We start from the raw sequence: 24,411 nt of genomic DNA on the forward strand, positions 1-24,411 counted from the left end.
ACAATGAAACAGACCAAATTCCCCAACATTTCCCACACGGAGGAAATCTATACCGATCTCCTCCGTTGAAACCGTCGCCGGCATTCCGGCAGACGGTTTTCGGTGGGCACTTAGTCCTTATCACGCATAACCTGTTGCAGGATCGCCAGCGCCTGGTTGAACTGGGCATCCGGAATGGTCAGCGGGTAAAGGAAGCGGATCACGTTTCCGTACTGGCCGCAGATCAGCAGCAGCAGGCCCTGGGCGAGCGCCTTTTGCTGGATCGCCTGCGCGATGGCGGCCGAAGGTTCACGGCTCTCGGGATCAAAAAACTCCGCCGCAATCATCGATCCTCTTCCCCTAATCGCCACGAGCGCAGGAAAGCTGCCCTGAATCTCCTCCAGCGTGGCTGTCAGTCGATCGCCCAGATGACGGGCGCGCGCGCACAGTGACTCGCTGTCGATAATATTCAGCACCGCGTGCGCGGCGGCCACCGCAAGCGGGTTGCCTGCATAGGTTCCCCCCAGACCGCCGGGCGCCGGCGCGTCCATGATCCCGGCGCGGCCCACCACGCCGGACAGCGGCATTCCGCCTGCCAGGCTTTTAGCCATCGTCATCAGGTCGGGCTTGTCCGCGTAGTGTTCCATGGCAAACAGTTTACCCGTACGGGCGAAGCCGCTCTGCACTTCGTCGGCAATCATCACGATCCCGTGCTCATCGCAGATACGGCGGATGGCGGCCACCAGCTCTGCCGGGGCGACGTTGAATCCGCCTTCACCCTGAATGGGTTCAAAAATAATCGCCGCCACCTGTTTCGCCTCAATATCCGCTTTGAACAGGCGCTCAATCGCCGTGATGGCATCCTGCGTCGTGATGCCGTGCAGCTCGGAGGGATACGGCACGTGATAAACCGACCCTGGGAAAGGGCCAAATCCCAGCTTATAGGGCGCGACCTTGCCGGTTAACGCCATGGTCATATAGGTTCGGCCGTGAAAGCCTCCCCCGAAGGCAATCACACCCGGTCTGCCGGTGTGGGCCCGGGCGATTTTAATCGCATTTTCTACCGCTTCCGCGCCCGTTGTGAAGAACGCCGTCTTGGCCGGGCTCTGCACCGGGGCCAGCTCGTTAAGCTTTTCGGCTAATGAAACGTAGCTTTCATACGGCACAATCTGATAGGCCGTATGGGTGAACTGGTGAAGCTGTTTTTCCACTGCGGCCACCAGTTCAGGGTGACGATGGCCGGTATTCAGTACCGCGATCCCGGCGGCGAAATCAATATAGCCGTTGCCTTCCACGTCGGTAAGCGTGGCATTCTCCGCCGTGCGGGCAAAGAAATCACACATTACGCCTACGCCGCGCGGGGTGGCAGAAAGTCTGCGCTGATGAAATTCCTGGTTACTCATGTCAGATACCCTTTTGTCGAACGATCATACGCCAAGACGATCGCGCAGGCTGTAATACGCCGCGCCCATCGCCGTGAATGGGATCCGCAGGCTGCGACCGCCCGGGAAGGGGTAGTGCGGGAGTTTGGCAAACGCATCAAAGCGCTCAGCGTCACCGCGCAACAGTTCAGAGATCAGCCGTCCGGCCAGGTGGGTGCAGGTCACGCCGTGGCCGCTGTAGCCCTGCATGTAATAGATGTTTTTATCCAGACGACCAAACTGCGGCATACGCGACAGGGTCAGCAGGAAGTTGCCCGTCCAGCGGTAGTCGATTTTGACGCCTGCCAGCTGGGGGAAGGTTTGCAGCAGCTTTGGCATCACCAGGCGCTCGACATCGTCCGGATCGCGCGCGCCATAGACTACGCCACCGCCGTAGAGCAGGCGGTTGTCGGCGGTGAGGCGATAGTAATCCAGCAGGTAGTTGCAATCTTCCACGCAGTAGTTATTGGGGATCAGCGTGCGGACGACCTCCTCCGGCAGCGGGGCGGTGGTCACCACCTGGGTGCCGCAGGGCATGCTGCGTTTTGCCAGTTCCGGCTCTATCTTATCGCCCAGATAGGCATTCCCGGCGACGATCACGTAGCGGGCCGTCACCTGGCCATGCTGCGTACTCACCACGGCCGGGCTGGTGTGCTGAATGGCGGTCACTGGGGACTGTTCATACACCCGCCCGCCGTTCAGGCGAATGGCGTCCGCTTCGCCGATCGCCAGGTTCAGCGGATGAATGTGCCCCCCGCTGCGGTCCAGCAGCGCGCCGGTATAGCGCTCGCTGTCGACTTCCCGGCGGATGGCGCTGGCGTCCAGCAGCTCGAGCTGCGTGTTGCCGTAGCGTTCCCAGTTGGCTTTTTGCTCCTCCAGCGTCTCCATTTGCTTATGGTTTAACGCCACAAACAGCCCGCCGGGACGATAGTCACACTGGATCTGATAGCGCTGGATACGCTCCCGGATGATCTCTCCGCCTTCAAACATCATGCTCCCGAGGACTCTGGCGGCGTCGGGTCCGTAGTTTTTCTCAATCACGTCGATATCGCGGCTGTAGGAGTTAACCAGCTGGCCGCCGTTGCGTCCGCTGGCGCCGAAGCCGATGCGCGCCCCTTCAAGGAGCACCACGTCGTAGCCCATTTCGGCGAGATGCAGCGCGGAGGAGAGGCCGGTGTAGCCGCCGCCCACCACGCACACGTCGCAGCTGATCGACTCGTTAAGCGTCGGGAAAGGTTCGTAAGCGTTCGCGCTGGCCGCGTAGTAGCTGGTGGTATGTTCGGTCATGATTGAGGCTCCAGGGCAATCCAGATGGTTTTCAGTTCGGTAAATTTTTCCAGCGCGTGCAGGGATTTATCGCGACCGTTGCCGCTCTGCTTATAGCCGCCAAAGGGTACGGTCATATCACCGTCGTTATAGTTATTGACGAAGACCGAGCCTGATTTCAGGCGGCGGCTCATGCGGTGCGCGCGGGAGAGATCGCGGGTCCATACCGCCGCGCCAAGCCCATATTCACTGTCGTTGGCCAGCGTTAAGGCTTCCTCTTCGGTTTTAAAACGGGTGACGACCAGCACCGGCCCGAAAATCTCTTCCCGGCACAGCGGGGAGGCGGGGTCGATGTCGACAAAAATGGTTGGACCGACTGCGGAAGGCCATGATTGTTCCCGCCCGTCCAGCAGCAGCGTGCCTTTTCGGGTTCCCTCGCGAATAAACGTGTGGACGGTATCGGCGTGCGCAGCGTCGATGAGCATTCCCATCGTGCTGTCGGGATCGAGCGGATCGCCCGGCTGCCAGTGACGGGCCTGCGCTTTCAGCTTTGCCAGGAAGTCATCGGCGATGCTGTCTTCGAGCAGCAGGCGGGTACCGGCGATACAGACTTGCCCCTGGTTATAAAAAATCCCGGCGGCGGTCGCGCTCACGGCCTTGTCCAGGTCCGGACAGTCGGCAAAGATAATGTTGGCGCTCTTGCCGCCAGCCTCCAGCCAGACCCGCTTCATGTTGCTTTCACCCGCGTCCTTCAACAGCTGCTTGCCGGTACGGGTAGAGCCGGTAAACGTCAGCACCTCGACCTCCGGATGCAGCGCCAGCGCCTGGCCCGCTTCGTGGCCGTAACCGCTTATCACATTCAGCACGCCGTCCGGCAGGCCCGCCTCTTTCGCCAGCCCGGCTAGCCGCAGGGCTGTGAGCGGCGATTTCTCTGACGGTTTCAATACTACGCTATTGCCCGCGATCAGCGCCGGGCCCAGCTTCCAGCAGGCCAGCAGCAGCGGGAAGTTCCAGGGGACGATGGCCGCGACAACCCCGATCGGTTCGCGCACGATCATCGCCAGCTCGCCCGGCCCCGTAGGCGCCACTTCGCCGTAGACTTTATCCGCCGCTTCGGCGTACCAGCGAATGGCGCGCGCCGCGCCGGGTATATCGTCACGCAGGCTGTGGCGGATGGGTTTACCGGTGTCCAGCGTTTCCAGTAAGGCCAGCTCTTCGACGTGGCGTTCCATCAAATCGGCGAGCTTATGTAGCACGGCCTTGCGCTGCGTCGGAGACGCCTGCGACCAGTCACCGCGCTCAAATACCTCACGCGCGGCCTGAACCGCACGGTCCACGTCCGCCTGCTTGCCCTGGGCCACGTTCGCCAGCGCCTGCCGGGTAGCGGGATTGACGGTTTCAAACGTGGCGTTATCGGCGGCATCACAATAGGCACCGTTAATAAATAGCCGGGTCTCAATGGCGCTGTTTTTTGCTTTATCCTGCCAGTAAGTCAGGTGCTTAAAATGCATATTCACTCCTTTCTTTCGCAATCAGATAAATAAAGGCATGGCCGTTTCAGGCAATACGAAGCCGTGAGGCATCCCGGGAATTAACCCGTTGAATGCCGACATTGATCGTTTTTATTTGTCCCGGCGTAAGCGCGCTTACGCCGGGACCGAGTGGTAATTAGAACGTGGTGGGGGTGTGGGCACTGATAATGCGGCAGATGCCTGCCGAGGTGTTGCTGAAGCTGTGCGGTATGCCGGTATTGATGGCATAGCTCTGCCCCGCAACCAGGTGATATGGCTGGCCATTAATGGTTAGCACTATTTCACCTTCCAGTATCGTTCCGATCTCCTCACCCTGATGTTTGATCCTCTCTCCGGTCGTGGTTCCAGGCTGGTAAGTTTCAAAAATCATCGCCAGCGTACGGTTCGGATTTCCGTTATGAACCAGCTTCATCGAAACACCCTGACTGCCTATTTCGATAAGATCTTCCTGATTAATAACCACCTGCGGTTCATCAGGTTTTTCCGGTTCCGAAAAGAATTCCGAGAGCGACAGCCCATAAACTTTCAGCAGCTTTTGCAGCGTACTGATGGCAGGACTGACTTTATCCTGCTCAATGGTGCTGATGGCACTGTGTGTTAACCCAGACAGTTCGGCGGCACGCCGCTGCGAGAGACCCAGCTGCTGGCGGATCTCTGACAGACGTTTCCCTGGCGCCAGTCCGTCATCGCTCATAGTTGCATTTCCTTTACGATAGTGGTCAAAGCCGTTGCTTCTCGGCAACGTGGCTTTGACAGGCAGTGATAAAACCTTCAAACAACATGCGTGACAGGGCGTACTCGCTGCTGTTCCATTCGGGGTGCCATTGCACGCCGAGGGCAAAAGGGTGGTCATGAACGCTAACCGCTTCGACCAGCCCGTCCGTCGAACGGGCCTCCACGCGGAGCCGTGGTCCTAACGTTCGTGCACCTTGCCCGTGTAACGAGTTTACCCAAAATTTGTTACAGCCTGGAATTAATTGAGACAGCAGTCCTCCCTCCTGAACCTGAACTTCATGAGACGGGGCGTATTGTAGCTCAACCGGCAATTCAGCATCCTCCCGGTGTTCAAGCAGGTCGTTCTGCTCGAACAGGCGGCGATACAGCGTCCCTCCCGTCGCAACAACCAGTTCCTGCAGCCCCCGGCAGATGGCGAAAATGGGGATGCGCCTTTCGAGCGCGGCGGCAATCAGCGCCATGCTCAGAAGATCTCGCCCGGGATCGGCGTTAGGCTCATCGCCGTTTTCACCATAAAGGTGCGGCTGCACGTTACTTGGGCTGCCCGGCAGGTAAATTCCGTCCAGGGTTGGCAGCAGAGCGGCCATTAGCTCAGGCTCCGCCAGCGCATGCGGTAAGGCAATAGGTAAGCCCCCCGCGTTAATAACGGCATTCAGGTACTTTTCTTGCAGGGTCTGGGTCTCATGACCCTTAAGCCTGTTTCTACACATCACCACGCCAATAACTGGCTTGTTCATTATATTTTCCATGATCGCCCTCACAAAGTGGACTAAATTTAGGCCATTCTCACCTCTGGAACGGCCTTTTCGTTCAATATTTTCTCAATCTAGCAACGGGATCTGCCTTTTGCAAACTTAATTTAACATTTGACAAACAATTTGTTTGCATACAAATTCGATAGGGTGGACATTATATTTGACAGTCCACAGCAGCGAACGCAAATCCCAAAAACGGTGGTAAATCATGGAAACCAATATCGTAGAAGTTGAGAACTTTGTGCAGCACACGGATGAGAGGCGGGGCAGCGCCTTTACGCAGGAAGTGAAGCGCTATTTAGAAAAGTATCCTGACACCCAGTTTATTGATGTCCTCCTGACCGACCTGAACGGCTGTTTTCGCGGCAAACGTATCCCGGTTGCCGGACTGAGCAAACTTGAAAAAGGCTGCTATTTCCCGGCATCGGTTTTCGCCATGGACATTTTGGGTAACGTCGTAGAAGAGGCGGGCCTGGGGCAGGAGCTCGGCGAGCCGGACTGTATCTGCGTGCCGGTACCGGGCACCCTGACGCCGTCCGCCGCCGACCCGGAATACATTGGTCAGGTGCAGCTCACCATGGTCGATGAAGATGGCGCTCCCTTTGACGTTGAGCCGCGGAACGTACTCAACCGACTCTGGCAGCAGCTGCGCCAGCGCGGTCTGTTCCCCGTGGTAGCGGTAGAGCTGGAGTTCTATTTGCTTGACCGTAAACGCGATGCCGAAGGCTATCTGCAGCCACCCTGCGCGCCGGGCACCGACGTGCGTAACACGCAGAGTCAGGTCTACTCGGTTGACAACCTGAACCACTTTGCTGACGTGCTGAATGACATTGACGAGCTGGCGCAGCTGCAGCTGATCCCCGCCGACGGGGCAGTGGCCGAGGCCTCCCCGGGCCAGTTTGAGATTAACCTGCACCATACGGAAAACGTGCTTGATGCCTGCGATGATGCGCTGGCGCTAAAACGTCTCGTCAGGCAGATGGCGGAAAAACATAAGATGCACGCCACGTTTATGGCAAAGCCGTATGAAGAGCATGCGGGCAGCGGGATGCATATCCACATCAGCATGCAAAATAACAGAGGCGAAAACGTGCTCGCAGACGCCAGCGGTGAGGATTCCGCGCTGCTGAAACGCGCGCTGGCCGGGATGATCGACCTTATGCCGGCGTCCATGGCGCTGCTGGCACCGAACGTCAACTCCTACCGCCGTTTCCAGCCGGGAATGTACGTGCCGACGCAGGCCTCATGGGGACACAACAATCGCACGGTTGCCCTGCGTATCCCGTGCGGCGATCGCCATAACCATCGGGTCGAGTACCGGGTGGCGGGAGCAGACGCGAATCCGTATCTGGTGATGGCGGCGATTTTTGCCGGCATTCTACATGGGCTGGATAACGATTTACCCCTGCAGGAAGAAGTTGAAGGCAATGGTCTGGAGCAGGACGGACTGCCGTTCCCGATCCGTCAGAGCGATGCGCTGTGGGAATTTATGCAAAACGATCATCTTCGCGAGCGGCTGGGCGAGCGTTTCTGCCACGTCTATCACGCCTGCAAAAATGATGAATTACTGCAGTTTGAACGCCTGATTACCGAAACTGAAATTGAGTGGATGCTGAAAAACGCCTGATAACGTGCCCCGGTAAGGGGCCGCTTTGTTTCATCGCATACGTATCACCCAACGGCCTGCGCGGAGCCTGGCCTAACTGTTCGCTGGCACGCCAGCTATCTCCCGGGAGTCGCGTTATGGAGCGCAGGCGGCACAGGGATTTTCTTAACGACACAGTGTGACGAGGTAAGAAATGATGCAGATGTTCAACTATCCGCAGGGCGAAGGGGGCCAGTCAGGCTCCTGCTGTGAGTGTGAACCAGAGACGGTGCGCTGGTTCGATCGCGTTTGTTCTTTACAACTTCCCCCTTTGCTAAGCAGGTTTGCGTCAAGGTCAACGCAATTGCAAACCACGGTAAGCATGGGGGGGACGGTTTATGGCGACTAACACCTCTCTTGACTCGCCGGGCATCGCCGGAAGAACCCGGCTGCGCAGTTCCCTCAAGCTCTGGCAGGTAGTCATGATGGGGCTGGCTTACCTCACCCCCATGACCGTGTTTGATACCTTCGGCATTGTGTCCGGTATCAGCAATGGCCACGTGCCCGCCTCGTATCTCCTGGCGCTGGCCGGCGTCATGTTTACCGCCATCAGCTACGGCAAGCTGGTACGACAGTTCCCGGAAGCGGGCTCTGCGTACACCTACACGCAGAAATCGATCGGACCCCACCTGGGTTTTATGGTCGGCTGGTCATCGCTGCTGGACTATCTCTTCCTGCCGATGATCAACGTGCTGCTGGCGAAGATCTACCTTTCCGCGCTGTTCCCTGAAGTCCCGCCGTGGCTCTGGGTGGTGGGGTTTGTGACGATCCTGACGCTGGCGAATCTGAAGAGCGTTAATTTGGTCGCCAACTTTAACACCCTGTTCGTGCTGGTGCAGGTCGCCATCATGGTGGTGTTTGTCATACTCGTGGTGCATGGCCTGCACAAGGGTGAGGGCGTCGGCACCGTCTGGTCGCTACAGCCGTTTATCAGCGAGAACGCACACCTGATCCCTATTATTACCGGCGCGACTATCGTCTGCTTCTCTTTCCTCGGTTTTGACGCGGTCACCACGCTGTCGGAGGAGACGCCAAACGCGGCGCGGGTGATTCCCAAAGCCATTTTCCTGACCGCGCTGTATGGCGGGCTGATATTCATTGTTGCCTCGTTTTTCATGCAGCTCTTTTTCCCGACGATCGCGCGCTTCAAGAACCCGGACGCCGCGCTGCCGGAAATTGCACTGTACGTGGGAGGCAAGCTCTTTCAGTCGGTGTTTCTGTGTACCACGTTTGTAAATACGCTCGCTTCAGGCCTGGCCTCGCACGCCAGCGTCTCACGCTTGTTGTATGTGATGGGGCGTGACAACGTCTTTCCGGAGCGGGTGTTTGGCTACGTGCATCCGAAATGGCGGACTCCGGCCCTGAACGTCATTATGGTAGGGATAGTGGCGCTGTCGGCCCTGTACTTTGACCTCGTGACCGCGACGGCGCTGATCAACTTTGGCGCTCTGGTGGCGTTTACGTTTGTAAATCTCTCGGTATACAACCATTTCTGGCGGCGTAAGGGGATGAACAAAACGTGGAAAGATCGGTTCCACTATCTTCTGCTGCCGCTCATTGGTGCCGTAACGGTTGGGGTGCTGTGGATAAACCTCGAAGCGACGTCCCTGACGCTTGGCCTCATCTGGGCGGCACTGGGGATCCTTTACCTGACATGGCTAACGCGCCGATTCCGAAAACCGCCTCCGCAGTTTGAAGCCGCTAAGATAGAGCAGGCCTGGGATTCCTGAACGTGAAACGGCACCAGTACGCTGGTGCCGTTTATCGGGATCGTTCGTCTTACCGGAGATCAGTCCCTTACTATCTCAGACGTTTATGAAGACTTGCCCCCACCAGCAGCGCCGCGCACAGCATCAGCGCGATAAACCCGCCCACGCCGTTCCAGCCGTAGTTATGCCAGAACACGCCGCCGAGGGTCCCGGCGATGCTGGAACCCAGGTAATAGCTAAACAGATACAGCGACGATGCCTGACCTTTGGCGCGACGCGCGCGCGGGCCAATCCAGCTGCTGGCGACCGAGTGAGCGGCGAAGAACCCCGCGGAGAAGAGCAGCATTCCGGCAAAAATCAGCCACAGGGAGGAGAAGAGCGTCAGCAGCAGGCCGAGTAACATCACGCCCGTGAATACCAGCAGTACCGGACCGCGGCCATAGCGTGCGGTCATCGCCCCGGCTTTCGGCGAGCTCCAGGTGCCGGTGAGATAGGCCACAGAAAGCAAGCCGACAACGGCCTGATTCAGATGCCACGGGGAGAGCATCAGGCGGTAGCCTATATAGTTAAACAGCGTGACGAAGGCGCCCATCAGCAGGAATCCCATCAGGAACAGGCGCGGCAGCCCTTTATCACGCCAGTGCAGGCGGAAGTTGATAAACAGCGTTTTTGGGCGCAGCGATGTCGGGCGGAAATGACGTGATTCCGGCAGAATTTTCCAGAACATCAGGGCTGATGCCAGCGCAAAGCACCCGATGACCGCCAGCGCAATACGCCAGTTAAAGAAGTCCGTAAAGACCCCGCTCAGCAGGCGGCCGCTCATTCCGCCAATCGAGTTCCCGCTGATGTAAAGCCCCATAGAGAAAGCAACAAAGCTCGGGTGGATCTCCTCGCTGAGGTAGGTCATCCCCACCGCCGCCACGCCGCTGAGCGAGAGCCCAATCAGCGCGCGCATCACCAGAATACCGTGCCAGCTGGTCATCATGGTCGAGAGCAACGTGCAGACCGACGCCAGCATCAGCGCGGTCACCATCACCTGTTTACGGCCAATGGCGTCGGACAGCGGCCCGGTAAAGAGCAGGCCAATCGCCAGCATGCCGGTAGAAATAGAGAGTGAAATACTGCTGCTGGCAGGCGATACGCCAAACTCATGAGAGAGAACGGGCAGGATCGGCTGAACGCAATAGAGCAGGGCGAAGGTGGCCAGACCGGCGGAAAAGAGCGCCAGCGTGACGCGCATAAATTGGGGAGTACCACGTTTAATGAACTGGACCGGCTGCGGTGCTGCGGGTAAATCATTGATATCTCTTGCCGGATCGATATCAATAGTCGTTGTACGGCTCACACTGTTTCCTTGCTTAAACATCCCCGTGATTTCTGGTGACGGGTATGACCACATGTTCAGGGTAGGAAAATGTAAATATTCTGTCTAATATATTAATAATCTCAAATGATACTTTAAAAATATGAATATCGAGCTGCGTCATCTTCGCTACTTTGTCGCCGTCGCCGAGGAGCTGCATTTTGGCCGCGCGGCGGCACGGCTGAATATCTCTCAGCCACCGTTAAGCCAGCAGATTCAGATCCTGGAACAACAGGTCGGGGCGCGCCTTCTGGCCCGCACTAACCGCAGCGTGAGCCTGACGGCGGCGGGTAAGCAGTTCCTGATCGACAGCAGACAAATCCTGAGCATGGTTGATGACGCCGCCGCCCGTGCAGAACGGCTCTATCTCGGGGAGGCCGGAGAGCTGCGAATCGGGTTTACCTCTTCCGCGCCGTTTATCAGCGCCGTCTCGGAGACCCTTTCGTCATTCCGTCGCCACTTTCCGGATGTTCACATTCAGACGCGCGAAATCAACACCCGCGAGCAGATTGCCCCGCTGAATGAGGGTTCGCTGGATCTGGGGCTGATGCGTAACACCCAGCTGCCGGACACGCTGGCGTGGGAGGTGATCCTGCGCGAGCCGCTGATGGCGATGATCCCGCACGATCACCCGCTGGCGTCGCGTCCGGCCGTTTCGCTGGCAGAGCTGGCAAAAGAGCCGTTTGTCTTTTTTGACCCGCAGGTCGGGACGGGCCTGTATGACGATATCCTGGGACTGATGCGCCGCTACGATCTTGCCCCGGTCATCACCCAGGAGGTAGGGGAAGCGATGACCATTATAGGCCTGGTGGCGGCCGGACTGGGCGTGTCTATTCTTCCGGCCTCCTTTAAACGGGTGCAGCTGCGCGAAATGCGCTGGGTGACCATTGCCGAAGAGGATGCCGTTTCCGAAATGTGGCTGGTGTGGTCAAAACACCGTGAACAGAGCCATGCCGCACAGCGCTTCAAACAGCAGCTAATTAGCGCCTCTGCCGGGCGGCATTTCCACGGAAAAGAGGGTAAAAATGTGCGGTAAATCACATGGCTAAGTAAATATTTGACGACGGCCATGCAAGTGCTTCACCATAGCAAACAGTTTATTTCGAAGCTCGAAAATAAGGGAGTACGAGGTGGTTGCTGATAGTCAGCCAGGGCATATCGATCAGATTAAGCAGACCAACGCTGGCGCGGTGTATCGCCTGATTGATCAGCTTGGTCCGGTTTCGCGTATCGATCTTTCGCGCCTGGCACAACTGGCACCTGCCAGTATCACCAAGATTGTCCGCGAGATGCTGGAAGCGCACCTGGTTCAGGAGACGGAAATTCAGGAGCCGGGCAGCCGTGGCCGTCCGGCAGTCGGGCTGGTGGTTGAAACGGAAGCGTGGCACTACCTGTCACTGCGCATCAGCCGGGGGGAGATCTTCCTTGCGCTGCGTGACCTGAGCAGCAAGCTGGTGGTGGAAGACCGGCTTGAACTGCCGCTCAACGCGGAGGAACCGCTCCTCGACGCGATTGTCTCGCATATCGATCACTTCTTTATCCGCCATCAGCAGCGGCTTGAGCGCTTAACGGCGATTGCCATCACCATGCCGGGAATTATTGATACCGAAAACGGTATTGTTCACCGCATGCCGTTTTACGACGATGTCAAAGAGATGCCGCTTGGTGAGGTGCTGAAAAATCATACCGGCGTGCCGGTCTATATTCAGCATGACATCAGCGCCTGGACGATGGCGGAGGCGCTGTTTGGCGCGTCGCGCGGCGCGCGGGATGTGATTCAGGTGGTCATCGATCATAACGTCGGGGCGGGCGTGATCACCGACGGACGTCTTCTCCACGCCGGAAGCAGTAGCCTGGTGGAAATTGGTCACACCCAGGTCGATCCGTACGGCAAGCGATGCTACTGCGGAAACCACGGCTGTCTGGAGACCATTGCCAGCGTCGAAAGCGTGCTCGAGCTGGCGCAGGTTCGGCTGAGCCAGTCCATGAGCTCCTCGCTGCACGGACAACCCTTAACGGTGGATTCCCTCTGCGCCGCCGCGCGCCAGGGCGATCTGCTGGCGAAGGACATTATTACCGGGGTGGGTAATAACGTTGGCCGCATTCTGGCCATCATGGTGAATCTCTTTAATCCGCAAAAAATCCTTATTGGCTCACCGCTGAGCCAGGCGGCGGAGATCCTCTTCCCGGCGATTTCGGCCTGTATCCATCAGCAGTCGCTTCCCGCCTACAGCAAAAATATTGCGGTAGAAAGCACCCAGTTTTCCAACCAGGGAACCATGGCCGGCGCGGCGCTGGTCAAAGACGCCATGTATAACGGCTCGCTGTTGATCCGCCTGCTGCAGGGGTAACTCTTTTTCGCAGATGTAAGAAAAATTGCGCTATCTCAAGCCGGGTAGCGCACGCATCCCGTAGACTTCCTCCACTGAATTATTTACCTGGTTTATATTTTCGAAGCATACCCAAGAGGTGGAGTGAGTCATGCTTAAGCGTTTCTTTGTTACTGGTACAGATACCTCTGTCGGCAAGACCGTCGTATCCCGCGCATTGCTGCAGGCGCTGGCAGCAAGCGGTAAACGCGTGGCAGGGTACAAACCGGTCGCAAAAGGCAGTAAAGAGACGCCAGAGGGATTGCGTAATAAAGACGCCCTGGTGCTGCAAAGCGTCTCGTCACTGGAACTGCCTTATCACGCGGTCAATCCCATTGCGTTAAGCGAAGAGGAGAGCAGCGTAGCGCACAGCGGCCTGATTAATTATCCCCTGTTGTCCGACGGACTGGCGAACCTGAGCGAGAAGGTTGACCACGTGGTGGTGGAAGGGACGGGCGGCTGGCGCAGCCTGATGAACGACCTGCGTCCGCTTTCTGAATGGGTCGTGCAGGAGCAGCTTCCGGTAGTGATGGTGGTGGGTATCCAGGAAGGGTGCATCAACCACGCGCTGCTGACGGCGCAGGCGATCGCCAATGACGGCCTGCCGCTGATTGGCTGGGTAGCAAACCGCATCAACCCGGGCCTGGCCCACTACGCGGAGATCATCGATGTGCTGAGCAAAAAACTGCCCGGACCGCTGGTGGGTGAGCTGCCTTATCTGCCCCGCGCCGAGCAGCGCGAGCTAGCGCAATACATCGATCTCTCTGCCCTCGGTGGCGTGTTGACCGTAGATCGAGTCGTGGCGTAACGTCCGCGACAATACGGACGCCACCACGCAGGCGACCAGCAGGCCGGGCAGCAAAAAATACTGCCCGGTCATTTCACAGACCATCAGCGCCGACATAATGGGCGCATGCGTGGTCGCGGCAAGTAGCGTTGCCATTCCCGCCAGCCCCAGCAGAATCGCCGTCTCAGAACCCGGTAGCCACAGCGCGAACAGCTGCGCAAACAGCATCCCCGTTGCCATCCCGACAAACAGCGTGGGCGTAAACACCCCGCCCGGCGCGCCCGATCCGCTGCTCGCCAGTACCGCCAGCAGCTTGCAGATAAACACCCCGGCAATCACCGACAGCAGCGGCGGGGCGAGCAGAAAAGCCTGAACCACGCTGTAGCCATTCCCCCACACCTTCGGCGTGAGGAGAGACAGCAGCCCGACGATCGCACCGCCCAGCGCCAACTGCCACGGCGGCGAAAGCTTGAGGCGCAGGAAAAGCCCGTGGCAGAAGTCCATCAGCCACATCAGCAGCGGTCCGCTAAGGCCCGCCACCAGCCCCATCGCGACGAGAAAAGCATAATCGGGCGCGGTGAGGTTGCCGCTCAGATGGACCGCGTAGAGCGTACCCGCGCCCGGTGCCAGGAGCTGAGTGGTGAGAAGCGCAACCACCGCCGCAATAACCACGGGGCCGAGCGAGGCCAGCATCAGCGTGCCAAACAGAATTTCCGCGATGAACAGACTTCCTGCTAACGGAGCATGGTAGGCGCTGGCCATCCCGGCGGCGGCACCGCAGGCAATCCATAATTTCCATTCGGATTTGGGCGTAAAGCGCCGGGCGAAAAGAGAGGCGGCGAGGGCGGCAAGCAGGATCATCGCCCCTTCACGCCCGATGGCGCTTCCGCTGGCCACGACCAGCAGCGAGGCAAGGGATTTCACAAGGCTGGCGCCGTAGTCAAACTGGCCGTCTCCGGTCTCCAGCGCTTCCATGTAATCGGTGGGAGCATGAGGCCGCTGCGCGGTCAGACGCTGCCATCCCCAGAGCAGCAGCCCGGCAGCCAGCCCGCCCAGCGCTGGCGTCAATGCGCGCCGCCAGGGCGAGAGCGACGCGGCGGCATTCACCAGGCTGCCGCTGTCGTTGCTGAGAATCAGCCACTCCAGCAGGTACATGCTGTGGCGGAATACCGCCACGGCCAGCGCGGCCAGCACGCCGGTGACGGTGGCAATCAGCAGTCGGCGAAACATCGCGCGGATGTCAGGGTAGGTATGAAGACGTAGCATGGGTCGCGATTAAACGGGGACGATACGATATTGTGGCGGGAAATCGCGGGGTTAGCAAAAGGTCTGCGTGCGAAAAGGCCGGGCGATGCCCGGCCAGAAAGGTTAGCTGTCGCTATGAATATTCAGCGCCCGGCGCGTGCGTCCGGAGCTCAGGTACTCGGCAATATAGTCCTGCGAAATCTCGCCGTTGTAACGACCGTCCTCATCCACGATCGGCATCCAGCTGGTATTGCTTTCATACAGACGTGAAAGCACCACGCGCAGGTTATCTTCCGCCTTGCCGGTCATGCGGAACGGATGCAGGATGTCGGCGCAGGTACCGCTGGCGTTACGCGCTTCGCGACGCTTCACAAAGCCCAGCGGTTTACCGTGTTCGTCGACCACGGTAACGGCACGAATGTCATTATCATCCATGGTCGCAAAGGCGTCGGGAAGCGGAGTAGAGCCCCGCACCGTAATGGTCGGCTGCTGGTCGGTGACGTCGCCCGCTGATACCAGCAGCAGGCGCTTCAGGGTGCGGTCCTGACCGACAAACGAGCCGACAAACTCATTCGCCGGTTTCGCCAGCAGTTCATCCGGGCTGGCGCACTGAACGATTTTCCCCTGACGGAACACCGCAATACGGTCGCCGAGCTTCAGGGCTTCGTCGATATCGTGGCTCACCAGCATGACGGTTTTTTTCAGCTTGCGCTGCATCTCCAGGAACTGGTTCTGAATCACCTCGCGGTTGATCGGGTCTACCGCGCCGAAGGGTTCATCCATCAGCAGTACCGGAGGATCCGCCGCCAGGGCTCGGATCACGCCGATACGCTGCTGCTGGCCGCCGGACATTTCGCGCGGGTAGCGATTCAGGAACTTGTGCGGATCCATCGCCACCATATCCATCAGCTCTTCGGCGCGGGTTTTGCAGCGCGCTTTATCCCAGCCCAGCATGCGCGGCACGACGGTGATGTTCTCTTCGATGGTCATGTTCGGGAACAGGCCAATCTGCTGGATCACGTAGCCAATGTTGCGGCGCAGGGTGACGGTGTCCATTCCGCTGGTGTCTTCACCGTTGATCAGGATCGTCCCGCTGCTTGGGGTAATGAGGCGGTTAATCATCTTCAGGGTGGTGGTCTTTCCGCAGCCGGACGGGCCGAGCAGGACGCACATTTCCCCTTCGGGCACGGTCAGGTTAACGTTGTCGACGGCCTTAAAAGTCTGGCCGTGCTTCTGTGAAAATTGTTTAGTGAGGTTTTCCAGTTTTATCATTATCGAATCCCCTTTGGAGTCAGAACCACCTGCAGACGGTGCAGCAGCCAGTCGAGCACAATCGCTAAAAGACAAATCATCAGCGCGCCCGCAATCAACATGCGAATATCGCTTCCGCCGATACCGTTGAGCAGCAGCAGGCCCAGACCGCCCGCGCCGATCACGGCGGCAATCGCCATCACGCCGATATTCATCACCACGGCGGTGCGGATGCCGCCGAAAATCACCGGCAGCGCCATCGGAATTTCAACCCAGCGCAGGCGCTGCCAGAACGTCATGCCGATGCCGCGTCCGGCTTCGCGCAGGCCCGGCGGCAGGCTGTCGAGCGCCGTATGGGTGTTACGCACAATCGGCAGCAGCGAGTAGAGAAACACCGCCGTGATTGCGGGCAGGGCACCGATACCCTGACCGATCAGCGAAAACAGCGGGATCATCAGGCCAAACAGGGCGATGGACGGAATGGTCAGCACGATGGTGGCAATCCCCAGCACCGGCGTTGCCAGCCACTTGTGGCGGACAATCAGAATGCCCAGCGGTACGCCGATGATGATGGCTAAACCTACGGCCAGCGCCACCAGCCACAGGTGCTGCAGCGTCAGGGTTAAGAGGTAATCCCAGTTGTCCAGAATGTAGTGAATCGTCTCCATAGCGCCTCCTACAGCAGCTGTTTGCTACGCAGGAAATCGCGGGCGACCTGCTGCGGTGACTGATGGTCGATATCCACCTTCTTGTTCAGCTCGGTGATAACGTCGTTGTTGAGCTGGGCCGAGAGGGTGTTGAGCGCCTCTTCCAGACCGGGGTTGGCCTCCAGCGTGTCCTTACGCACCACCGGCGTCACCGCGTAGCTCGGGAAGAAGCCTTTATCGTCTTCCAGCACCTTGAGGTCGAAGCCTTTCACGCGCCCGTCGGTGGTGTAAATCAGACCGGCGTCAACGAAGCCGTCGCGCACCGCGTTATAGACCAGACCGGGGTCCATCTGACGGATTTGCGGACGGTCCAGATCCATCTTGTAGGCCGCCTGTAGCGGCTTCATGCCGTCGCTGCGCCCGGCAAACTCCAGGTCTAAGCCCAGCAGCCAGTTTTTGTCCGGGTTGGTTTTACGGACCTGCTCAATCTTCGCCACCATCTCCGACATGGTGTTGATATGCTCCGCCTCGGCGCGCTTGCGCTGCATGGCGAAAGCGTAGGTATTGTTCATGTCGGCGGGTTTGAGCCAGACCAGACCGTGCTTCGCGTCCAGGCGTTTCACCGTCTCGTAAGACTCCCGCGGCGACATGCGCTTGTTGATGTGGTTAAAGATGATCAGCGACGTGCCGGTGTACTCCCAGGTCATGTCAATCTGCTTGTTGATCATCGCGTTGCGGGAGATGACCGTAGCAATGTTGGTTTGCGGCTGGACCTGGAAACCTTTTTTCTGCAGGTACTGCACGGTCATCGCCGAGAGAATGTGCTGCTCGGTAAAGCTCTTGGTCGCCAGAATCAGCGGGGCCGCCATTGTCTGGCTGGTGAACAGCGCCGCGGCACACAGCGCCGTCAGGCCGGAAAACAGTCTCATAAAAGCTCCTTGTTATTGTTATCGAGCGAGATGTGGACTCATCGCGCGACCCAGCGCCGCCAGCAGGGTATCGAGGATCAGGGCGATCAGGGCGGTGGCCGCCGCGCCGAGGATCAGGGTTGGGAAATCGTTCAGGTAAATACCGGGGAAAATCAGCTCGCCGTAGCTGCTGGCGCCAATCAGGAACGCCAGCGGCGCGGTACCGACGTTAATGGCTGTGGCGATGCGGATCCCCGACAGCATGACCGGCCAGGCGGCTGGCAGCTCAACCTGACGCAGGCGCTGCCATTTGGTCATCCCGATGCCGTTTGCCGCTTCCAGCAGCGACGGCGGGACCGAGCACAGCCCGGCGTAGGTGTTACGCACGATCGGCAGCAGCGAGGCGAGGAACAGGGCGATGATGGCGGGCGTATCGCCAATGCCAATCACCACCATCGCCAGCGCCAGAACGGCCAGCGGCGGCAGCGTGTTGCCGACGTTGAAGATTTGCATCACATATTCGGCGATACCCCGCGCGGCCGGGCGGCTCAGCAGAATACCGGCCGGGATGCCCACCAGCAGGGCAAAAAACATGGATGAGAAAACCAGAATCATGTGCTGTTGCCCGAGATAGACCAGGTCAACCTGGCGCGCCTTTATCGTCTCCATCCCGATACCCCAGACGAGGAGGGCGAGAACCACGATAATGGCGCCGACAAACAGCAGCGAACGTTTGAGTAATGGGTGCATTGCGGTGTGTCTCCCTGTGCGCATGCGTTATAGCAACCACCGGTTGCCTGTTGTTATGCCATGTTTCGGCAGGGGTATTTCACCTATAGCAAGCGTTTGGGAAGGGTTCCAGCGAAGGGGTAAAATCAGTAACCCTATGAAAACAGTGACAACCTGGCGTTAAGCCTTATGGTGTAAGGGCTGATTGAGGGGCAGGCAGAATAGTCCTAAAGCGAATTTTTAGATGTGACAACGTCACATCTAAAGAGCTCTTACGCCCAATACAGGTCATTATTTTCATAGAGAGGCGCGAACGCGTCGAACCCGCGTCGAGACGGTGATAATTGAAACGATAGCGACCACGGCGAGCATCAACCCGAGCGCCAGCATGGCGTTAAACCCGATCCACCTGAACAGCAGCAGCCCCGCGATACCGCCCGTAATAAACGAGAACAGGGTGGTTAAGTGGGTTTTCAGCTGACTTTTTTGCGCCGCCGTATCTTTGGAGTAATCCCTGCGCAGCATCGCCACCATTACGGAGGCCAGGGATATCCCCGCGTCCGTCAGCGTGCCGGTAATGTGCGTCGATCTCACCCGTCCGCCGGAAAGCTGCGTGGAGGTAGAATTGTGAATGCCCATCAGGCCGCACAGAAAAAGAATAATCACGCGGTTGCTGGTGAGGGCGTGAAAATACATCTCATAGAAGGAGACGCCGGTCAGCAATATCCCCTCGACAAACAGAATCTGGCAAAAAACCAGCCTGACGTTATGGATAATGCCCCATATTACAATCATGCGGGCAAGAATAGCGCCTGCGACAAAGGAGAGAATAATCGAGCCGAAGAAAATAATATCGCTGAGATCGGTGGAGGAGACTTCGCTGGATAACTGTGAGGTGTTGCCGGTCATGTGTGAGGGGAAAAAACCAAATGCACCAAGGGCGATGGCATTCAGCAAACCTGCCGAGGTCGCCAGCCAGAGAGCAAGCCGGCGATCCTCCTTATGCGTTCGTTCTTTCTTGAGTCTAATCAGCAAGAATACCTCCAGGTTGAGCTTTGCCTGAATAGTCAGGCTAGCAAAGCGGTGCAACGGGCTGTCCAGGATATGGCTTAATTATTATTCCCTCTGACACGTTTAAGGGTTTAGTAATTAAATAAAATATCCTTGCTCATCATGGGGGCGTAAATACTTTATATCATGCCGTTATTGCCGTGACGCAAAAACGCCGGGCGCTGGTTAAGACGTTCAAACCAGGCCTCAATCGCCGGCACGTCGGGCTTATCAAACGGCGTCATCTTCCAGCGATTCACCGACAGACCAAGCACCACGTCCGCAAGGGTAAACGTCTCGCCTGCCGCATAGGCGCCGGTCTGCTGCAGATGGTTTTCCAGAATGGTGATGCAGTGGTTCCACTCTTTTATTCCCGCCGCAATCCGTGCAGGATCGTTAAAGTCCGGGTTTTTACGCCCCAGCGCCGGGAAGACATAGCGCCAGGCGTTATTAAATTCGGTTGCCTGCCAGTCCATCCAGCGCTCGACGTTGGCGCAGGCCTGCGGTTCTGCGGGCAGCAGATCGTGACGCCCGGCCTTGCGCGCCAGGTAACGGCAGATGGCGTTGGACTCCCACAGCACGAAATCGTCATCGACCAGCACCGGCACCATGGCGTTGGGGTTCAGCGCGCGGAAGGCATCCGTTTCCGTTGACGCAAAACCGCTGCCGTAATCTTCCTGTTGATACGCGAGGCCCGCCTCTTCGCAGGTCCAGAGCACTTTCCGCACGTTAATGGAGGTGGTTTTGCCGAGGATGTTAATCATGTCGCCGCTTCTCTTCAGAGTGATGAATCGTTTAAAAACAATACACCAGCGGTTGAGAAAAGCGTCAACAAATCATCCGGCGAGTGATTTGTGAAGACGCGAAAGCAGAAGCGTCAGCACAACCGCGCCCAGGAGCAACATGCCGCTCAATGCAAACGTGCTCTGCCAGCCGCTATGGTCGAATACCAGGCCACCGGCCGTTGAACCCAGCGCAATAGAAAGCTGGATTACGGCGACCATTAATCCGCCGCCGGCTTCAGCATCTTCCGGCAGCGTTCGCGCAATCCATGTCCACCATCCCGTTGGCGCCGCCGTCGTCAGCATCCCCCAGAAGCCTAACAGCAGGGAAACGATCCACACGCTGTGGCCGGTCAGTATCAACACGCCTGCAATAACGGCCATCAGCAGGGGAATGGCGATTAACGTCAGGTAAAACGCCGCGTTCAGAACAATGGCAACGAGCAGTGTGCCAATAAAACCCGCGGCGCCGATGGTGAGTAAAATCAGCGATAGGCCGGAGGGGGTCACCTGCGTGACGGTTTCGAGAAACGGACGCACATAGGTAAACAGCGCAAACTGCCCCATAAAGAACAGACCGCAGGCCAGCAGACCAATGGAAACCACCGGCTGGCGGAATAACCCAAAGGCGGATGCACGTGACGTCGTATTTTTATTGCCGTTCATATCGGGCAGGCTAAAGCATTGCCAGAGGAACGCCACTATCGCCACGGGAACCAGGCACAGGAAGGCGCCGCGCCAGCCAATGGTGGCGCCGAGATAGCTCCCGAGCGGGGCGGCGACTACCGTCGCCAGCGCGTTGCCCCCGTTGAATATCGCTAGCGCGCGCGATACCTGATGCTGCGGAACGAGGCGAATGGCCGTTGCGGCAGACATGGACCAGAACCCGCCTATAGCGATACCGATCAGCGCGCGGCCGGTCATGTAAACCAGATAGTTTGGGGCGAAAGCGATAATCATCCCCGAGAGCGCCATCAGAAGCGTCATGCCCAGCAGAAGGTGTTTGCGGTTCATATTCCCGGCAAGCCTGGAAAGGAAGAAGCTGGTCAGAACCGCCAGCGCGCCGGAAATGGCGATCCCCTGGCCAGCGAGCCCCTCCGTAACGCCCAAATCTCTGGCAAGGGGCGTGAGCAGGCTGACGGGCATAAATTCCGAGGCAATCAGGACAAATACGCACAGGGTCATGGCAAAAATACCGCCCCAGTGCGCGCGTTCCTCATTCTGTGAGGAGGCAGGATTCAGAGTGGACATAGTCATCTTTCACAAAGCGCCGCCCGCGAAAACGGGCGGCAGAGAGGTTTATTTCAGGCTGGTTTTGAAGAACTGTTCAAACTGGCCGAACGGGATTTTCCCGGCAACGTTGTCGTAGAGATCGACATGGTTTGCGCCCGGGACAATCACCAGTTGCTTCTGCTTGCTGCCGACCGCTTTAAACGCATCTTCGGCAAAGTAGCGGGAGTGTGCCTTTTCACCGGTGACGATAAGCGTCGGGATAGTAATTTCCCCGGCGTAGCTCAGCAGCGGCATATTCATAAAGGATAGTGGCGTGGTCGCGGTCCACGCGCCGGTGGAGTTGACGGAGCGCGCGTGGAAGCCGCGCGGCATGCGGTAGTAGTCATAGAACTCTTTCAGCACCGGGTGCGGGTCTGCTGGCAACGCCTCTGGCAGAATACGTTCAGCCGCCGTCACTTTGCCGTTCTCATCGACATAAATGTCATGTCCACCGTGCGCGAAGGTCCCGTTCTCTGCATCTTTCCAGCGCTGTGCGTTCAGATACTGCAGAACGGCATGGCGTTCAGACGTTGAGTAGCGATCTTTCCCGTCGCCCACGCCGTGACCCATCGCCCGGCTCATGTCGTACATCACGCTGGTGGCGACCGCTTTCACGCGGGTGTCCATGGAGGCCGCATTCAGCGCCATACCGCCCCAGCCGCAGATGCCGAGAATACCAATGCGGTTACGATCAACCTCTTTCTGCAATCCCAGGAAATCCACCGCCGCGCTAAAGTCTTCAGTGTTGATATCCGGAGAGGCGACGTTGCGCGGTTGGCCGCCACTTTCGCCCGTATAGGACGGATCGAACGCCAGGGTCACAAACCCATTTTCCGCCAGGGTCTGCGCATACAGACCGCTGGACTGCTCTTTGACCGCGCCAAACGGCCCGCTGACCGCAATCGCCGCCAGCTTGCGGTCACCGAGGTTTTTAGGAAGATACAGATCGCCCACCAGGGTGATCCCGTACCGGTTCTGGAAGGACACCTTGCGGTGATCGACTTTGTCACTTTCGGCGAAGGTTTTATCCCATGTGCTCACCATCGAAACAGGCGCGTTTGGGTTGGTGGTTTCTGCATAGCTCATTGTTGTCACTCCACTTAATGATGCACATAGCAGCATCGCAACAGACAGTTTTTGGGTGAATGTTTTCATGAAAATAGACCCTGGGTTGTTGTGTTGCGGTCATTATAGTTAGCAGAAATAGTGCTGATTAGAGGCCGAAAGCTGCTAGAATTCATATCATATTGTTATAAATTGGTGAGCATGATGGCGAAACGGGAAAACTATAATGAGCTTTACCTGTTCATGCAGGTGGTACGGGAGGGGAGCTTCACGGCGGCTGCGCAGCGGCTTGGGCTGGCGCAATCCGGGATCAGCCGCTCGGTTCGCGAGCTGGAAGAGCGGTTGGGCGTTCAGCTTCTGGTCCGCACCACGCGCAAGCTCTCGCTAACCCACGCGGGGGAACAGCTTTACCGGACCGCCGAGTCCGCGTTCGATACGCTCGATACGGGCCTGGCGACCCTGGCACACTATCGTCAGACGCCGTCCGGCACGGTACGTATTAATGCCAGCCAGCACGCTATCGACAAATGTCTGCTGCCAAAGCTCGCCATTTTTAAACAGCGTTACCCGGACATCAGGCTGGAACTGATGAATGAAAGCCGCTTCGTCGACATTATCGCCGAGCGGTTCGATGCGGGTGTCAGACTCGGGCCGGAAGTGGGGCAGGGAATGATTGCAGTACGTATCACGCCTGATATGGAAATGGCCGCAGTGGCTGCCCCGGAACACTTCAGACGCTACGGTTTTCCTCAGACGCCTGCGGATTTAGTGGCGCACCCCTGCATTGCCTACCAGTTTGCCGACGGGAGTGACTATCAGTGGGAGCTGGTGCAGGACGGGAAAAAAATCACCCATAGGCCAGAGGGGCAATGGGCGCTGTCTGACAGCTACATGGAAGCCGAAGCCGCCCGGCTGGGGCTTGGGCTGGCCTATGTCCCGGTGGAGCTGGTGGCTGACGATCTGGAGCGCGGAACGCTTATCCGGGTGTTGCAGCGCTATAGCCTGCGCATGGACGGACTGTATCTCTATTATCCGCACCGTAACGTGTCGCCTGCGCTTAGAGCGGTGATTGATACGCTGAAAATTTAGGGCGGTGTTGTCTTTCGAGAATACGCCTCGCAAACTGCAAAGTAAGCACAGGAAATCCCTGGGAAATAATTTTCTGCAATTGACATCCTTTATTGGACACAAAACAACTCCTACATTACAGCCTGTTTCTCTAATATCATCTATATTCATTTATATTTATAATTGATACGATGCCTCAGCCAAAAATAACAGAAATAATACTTTACGAGCCTCGGCCTCTATTTCGAAATGTGGCAAAAAACAGCATCCAGGTCGCCAACGGTTCCCTGCTGGTGATTGAACCAGACGCGCTGATAGAGGAGGTAACCCCCGTTACCGATCAAACGTCTCTATTCGCTGCAGGCCTTAGTGGCGCCGGTGAAGAAATATATGCGCTATTACGGCTGATTCAACATCTAATAATGCTGGGAAAAGAAACTATCGTCTGGGTCGCTAAGCGGGATGTTCTTCTTACCAGACTGATGTACGAGCTTGGTGTACAGACGCTGCTCTGCGAAAATTACCTGGAAGAGGAACTCCCTCAGCGCATGAAATCCACCAGTTTCAGATCAGGATATTTGCCTTTACGCCCCGCGCTAATAAATAACATGAATAAAAAAAACAGGCTCACACACTCGGAGCTGAATATTCTTATCGACTGCGCCCGAGGTCTGAATGCCTATGAAATCGCCAGTCTGCGCCATATGGGATACAAAACGGTCTTCACCCATAAACAAAACATTCGGTTGCGTCTGGGGCTACAAAAGTCAGCCAGTTGGCTGGATCTGCTTAACCGTTTGGATCAGATCTGTTCAGTCTGAACATCTGGAGGA

The 24,411-nt window shown here is 57.7% G+C and carries 22 protein-coding genes; 7 read left to right on the forward strand and 15 right to left on the reverse strand.

Annotated elements, in window-relative coordinates:
- Nucleotides 1-110 precede the first annotated feature (110 nt).
- The 5 genes from puuE to puuD form a co-directional block, all read right to left on the reverse strand.
- Nucleotides 111-1,382, reverse strand: a complete 1,272-nt coding sequence (gene puuE, locus DFO52_RS00280; protein ID WP_047647923.1) for a 4-aminobutyrate transaminase — start codon at nucleotides 1,380-1,382, stop codon at nucleotides 111-113.
- A gap of 24 nt (nucleotides 1,383-1,406) precedes the next feature.
- Nucleotides 1,407-2,687: an FAD-binding oxidoreductase gene (locus DFO52_RS00285; protein ID WP_047647922.1), complete on the reverse strand. Its 1,281-nt coding sequence runs from the start codon at nucleotides 2,685-2,687 to the stop codon at nucleotides 1,407-1,409.
- Nucleotides 2,684-4,177 carry an aldehyde dehydrogenase PuuC gene (gene puuC / locus DFO52_RS00290; protein ID WP_133548721.1) on the reverse strand — a complete coding sequence of 498 codons (1,494 nt, stop codon included), beginning with the start codon at nucleotides 4,175-4,177 and terminating at the stop codon, nucleotides 2,684-2,686. Before puuC ends, DFO52_RS00285 begins: the two co-directional genes overlap by 4 nt.
- Nucleotides 4,178-4,334: 157 nt before the next feature.
- Nucleotides 4,335-4,892: an HTH-type transcriptional regulator PuuR gene (gene puuR / locus DFO52_RS00295; protein ID WP_013096835.1), complete on the reverse strand. Its 558-nt coding sequence runs from the start codon at nucleotides 4,890-4,892 to the stop codon at nucleotides 4,335-4,337.
- 25 nt (nucleotides 4,893-4,917) lie between these two features.
- Nucleotides 4,918-5,682, reverse strand: a complete 765-nt coding sequence (puuD, locus tag DFO52_RS00300) for a gamma-glutamyl-gamma-aminobutyrate hydrolase (protein ID WP_029739361.1) — start codon at nucleotides 5,680-5,682, stop codon at nucleotides 4,918-4,920.
- A 214-nt stretch (nucleotides 5,683-5,896) separates the two neighbouring features.
- Here puuD and DFO52_RS00305 point away from each other — a divergent pair, with 214 nt between their 5' ends.
- Both DFO52_RS00305 and DFO52_RS00315 read left to right on the forward strand, forming a co-directional pair.
- Entirely contained in the window at nucleotides 5,897-7,315 is a 1,419-nt protein-coding gene (locus tag DFO52_RS00305; protein WP_029739362.1) for a glutamine synthetase family protein, read from the forward strand.
- Nucleotides 7,316-7,671: 356 nt separating this feature from the next.
- A complete protein-coding gene (locus DFO52_RS00315; RefSeq protein WP_133548725.1) occupies nucleotides 7,672-9,063 on the forward strand; it encodes an APC family permease in 1,392 nt (463 codons plus the stop codon).
- 70 nt (nucleotides 9,064-9,133) lie between these two features.
- On the opposite strand, the gene DFO52_RS00320 is transcribed toward DFO52_RS00315, so the two are convergent.
- Nucleotides 9,134-10,387 (reverse strand): MFS transporter, encoded by a 1,254-nt coding sequence (locus DFO52_RS00320; RefSeq protein WP_059346674.1) that lies wholly within the window; start codon nucleotides 10,385-10,387, stop codon nucleotides 9,134-9,136.
- 121 nt (nucleotides 10,388-10,508) lie between these two features.
- Between DFO52_RS00320 and DFO52_RS00325 the strand changes: the two genes are divergently transcribed.
- The 3 genes from DFO52_RS00325 (at nucleotide 10,509) to bioD (ending at nucleotide 13,582) form a co-directional block, all read left to right on the forward strand.
- A complete protein-coding gene (locus tag DFO52_RS00325; RefSeq protein WP_029739365.1) occupies nucleotides 10,509-11,441 on the forward strand; it encodes a LysR family transcriptional regulator in 933 nt (310 codons plus the stop codon).
- Nucleotides 11,442-11,535: 94 nt separating this feature from the next.
- The gene (gene mlc, locus DFO52_RS00330) at nucleotides 11,536-12,756 is read left to right on the forward strand and encodes a sugar metabolism global transcriptional regulator Mlc (protein WP_023311510.1); all 1,221 of its coding nucleotides are present in this window, start codon (nucleotides 11,536-11,538) and stop codon (nucleotides 12,754-12,756) included.
- A 130-nt stretch (nucleotides 12,757-12,886) separates the two neighbouring features.
- Complete coding sequence (bioD, locus tag DFO52_RS00335) at nucleotides 12,887-13,582, forward strand: dethiobiotin synthase (protein WP_023311511.1); 696 nt, start codon at nucleotides 12,887-12,889, stop codon at nucleotides 13,580-13,582.
- Here bioD and clcB read toward each other — a convergent pair.
- The 9 genes from clcB to DFO52_RS00380 all read right to left on the reverse strand — a co-directional run bounded on the left by clcB (nucleotide 13,517) and on the right by DFO52_RS00380 (nucleotide 22,600).
- Nucleotides 13,517-14,827, reverse strand: a complete 1,311-nt coding sequence (gene clcB, locus DFO52_RS00340) for a voltage-gated ClC-type chloride channel ClcB (protein WP_133548727.1) — start codon at nucleotides 14,825-14,827, stop codon at nucleotides 13,517-13,519. The two genes, bioD and clcB, sit on opposite strands and share 66 nt — an antisense overlap.
- Before the next feature lie 102 nt (nucleotides 14,828-14,929).
- Complete coding sequence (gene osmV, locus DFO52_RS00345) at nucleotides 14,930-16,078, reverse strand: osmoprotectant ABC transporter ATP-binding protein OsmV (protein ID WP_029739367.1); 1,149 nt, start codon at nucleotides 16,076-16,078, stop codon at nucleotides 14,930-14,932.
- Entirely contained in the window at nucleotides 16,078-16,725 is a 648-nt protein-coding gene (gene osmW, locus DFO52_RS00350; RefSeq protein ID WP_006808875.1) for an osmoprotectant ABC transporter permease OsmW, read from the reverse strand. The genes osmV and osmW overlap by 1 nt, the downstream gene beginning before the upstream one ends.
- A gap of 8 nt (nucleotides 16,726-16,733) precedes the next feature.
- Nucleotides 16,734-17,633 carry an osmoprotectant ABC transporter substrate-binding protein OsmX gene (gene osmX / locus DFO52_RS00355; RefSeq protein WP_133548730.1) on the reverse strand — a complete coding sequence of 300 codons (900 nt, stop codon included), beginning with the start codon at nucleotides 17,631-17,633 and terminating at the stop codon, nucleotides 16,734-16,736.
- A gap of 18 nt (nucleotides 17,634-17,651) precedes the next feature.
- A complete protein-coding gene (gene osmY / locus DFO52_RS00360; protein ID WP_029739370.1) occupies nucleotides 17,652-18,362 on the reverse strand; it encodes an osmoprotectant ABC transporter permease OsmY in 711 nt (236 codons plus the stop codon).
- 276 nt (nucleotides 18,363-18,638) lie between these two features.
- Nucleotides 18,639-19,376, reverse strand: a complete 738-nt coding sequence (locus DFO52_RS00365) for a YoaK family protein (protein WP_059347812.1) — start codon at nucleotides 19,374-19,376, stop codon at nucleotides 18,639-18,641.
- A 155-nt stretch (nucleotides 19,377-19,531) separates the two neighbouring features.
- The gene (locus DFO52_RS00370; protein ID WP_133548732.1) at nucleotides 19,532-20,155 is read right to left on the reverse strand and encodes a glutathione S-transferase family protein; all 624 of its coding nucleotides are present in this window, start codon (nucleotides 20,153-20,155) and stop codon (nucleotides 19,532-19,534) included.
- Nucleotides 20,156-20,227: 72 nt separating this feature from the next.
- Entirely contained in the window at nucleotides 20,228-21,424 is a 1,197-nt protein-coding gene (locus DFO52_RS00375) for an MFS transporter (protein ID WP_133548734.1), read from the reverse strand.
- Nucleotides 21,425-21,472: 48 nt separating this feature from the next.
- Nucleotides 21,473-22,600, reverse strand: a complete 1,128-nt coding sequence (locus DFO52_RS00380) for an alpha/beta hydrolase (RefSeq protein WP_072034203.1) — start codon at nucleotides 22,598-22,600, stop codon at nucleotides 21,473-21,475.
- A gap of 114 nt (nucleotides 22,601-22,714) precedes the next feature.
- Between DFO52_RS00380 and DFO52_RS00385 the strand changes: the two genes are divergently transcribed.
- Together DFO52_RS00385 and DFO52_RS00390 are read left to right on the forward strand one after the other, a co-directional pair.
- Nucleotides 22,715-23,599 (forward strand): LysR family transcriptional regulator, encoded by an 885-nt coding sequence (locus DFO52_RS00385; protein WP_059347813.1) that lies wholly within the window; start codon nucleotides 22,715-22,717, stop codon nucleotides 23,597-23,599.
- Nucleotides 23,600-23,769: 170 nt separating this feature from the next.
- Nucleotides 23,770-24,399 carry a hypothetical protein gene (locus DFO52_RS00390; protein WP_133548736.1) on the forward strand — a complete coding sequence of 210 codons (630 nt, stop codon included), beginning with the start codon at nucleotides 23,770-23,772 and terminating at the stop codon, nucleotides 24,397-24,399.
- Nucleotides 24,400-24,411 lie beyond the last annotated feature (12 nt).

The sequence above is a fragment of the Enterobacter sp. AG326 genome, from assembly GCF_004362415.1.
In the GTDB taxonomy this organism is placed as follows: domain Bacteria; phylum Pseudomonadota; class Gammaproteobacteria; order Enterobacterales; family Enterobacteriaceae; genus Enterobacter; species Enterobacter asburiae.

Coding starts and splice junctions, on each gene's coding strand:
- osmX (WP_133548730.1), bottom strand. CDS start 17,633: ATGAGACTGTTTTCCGGCCTGACGGCGCTGTGTGCCGCGGCGCTGTTC.
- DFO52_RS00325 (WP_029739365.1), top strand. CDS start 10,509: ATGAATATCGAGCTGCGTCATCTTCGCTACTTTGTCGCCGTCGCCGAG.
- osmV (WP_029739367.1), bottom strand. CDS start 16,078: ATGATAAAACTGGAAAACCTCACTAAACAATTTTCACAGAAGCACGGC.
- DFO52_RS00370 (WP_133548732.1), bottom strand. CDS start 20,155: ATGATTAACATCCTCGGCAAAACCACCTCCATTAACGTGCGGAAAGTG.
- puuC (WP_133548721.1), bottom strand. CDS start 4,177: ATGCATTTTAAGCACCTGACTTACTGGCAGGATAAAGCAAAAAACAGC.
- DFO52_RS00375 (WP_133548734.1), bottom strand. CDS start 21,424: ATGTCCACTCTGAATCCTGCCTCCTCACAGAATGAGGAACGCGCGCAC.
- DFO52_RS00385 (WP_059347813.1), top strand. CDS start 22,715: ATGGCGAAACGGGAAAACTATAATGAGCTTTACCTGTTCATGCAGGTG.
- DFO52_RS00305 (WP_029739362.1), top strand. CDS start 5,897: ATGGAAACCAATATCGTAGAAGTTGAGAACTTTGTGCAGCACACGGAT.
- osmY (WP_029739370.1), bottom strand. CDS start 18,362: ATGCACCCATTACTCAAACGTTCGCTGCTGTTTGTCGGCGCCATTATC.
- DFO52_RS00380 (WP_072034203.1), bottom strand. CDS start 22,600: ATGAAAACATTCACCCAAAAACTGTCTGTTGCGATGCTGCTATGTGCA.
- puuD (WP_029739361.1), bottom strand. CDS start 5,682: ATGGAAAATATAATGAACAAGCCAGTTATTGGCGTGGTGATGTGTAGA.
- DFO52_RS00285 (WP_047647922.1), bottom strand. CDS start 2,687: ATGACCGAACATACCACCAGCTACTACGCGGCCAGCGCGAACGCTTAC.
- puuR (WP_013096835.1), bottom strand. CDS start 4,892: ATGAGCGATGACGGACTGGCGCCAGGGAAACGTCTGTCAGAGATCCGC.
- DFO52_RS00315 (WP_133548725.1), top strand. CDS start 7,672: ATGGCGACTAACACCTCTCTTGACTCGCCGGGCATCGCCGGAAGAACC.
- DFO52_RS00390 (WP_133548736.1), top strand. CDS start 23,770: ATGCCTCAGCCAAAAATAACAGAAATAATACTTTACGAGCCTCGGCCT.
- clcB (WP_133548727.1), bottom strand. CDS start 14,827: ATGCTACGTCTTCATACCTACCCTGACATCCGCGCGATGTTTCGCCGA.
- bioD (WP_023311511.1), top strand. CDS start 12,887: ATGCTTAAGCGTTTCTTTGTTACTGGTACAGATACCTCTGTCGGCAAG.
- osmW (WP_006808875.1), bottom strand. CDS start 16,725: ATGGAGACGATTCACTACATTCTGGACAACTGGGATTACCTCTTAACC.
- puuE (WP_047647923.1), bottom strand. CDS start 1,382: ATGAGTAACCAGGAATTTCATCAGCGCAGACTTTCTGCCACCCCGCGC.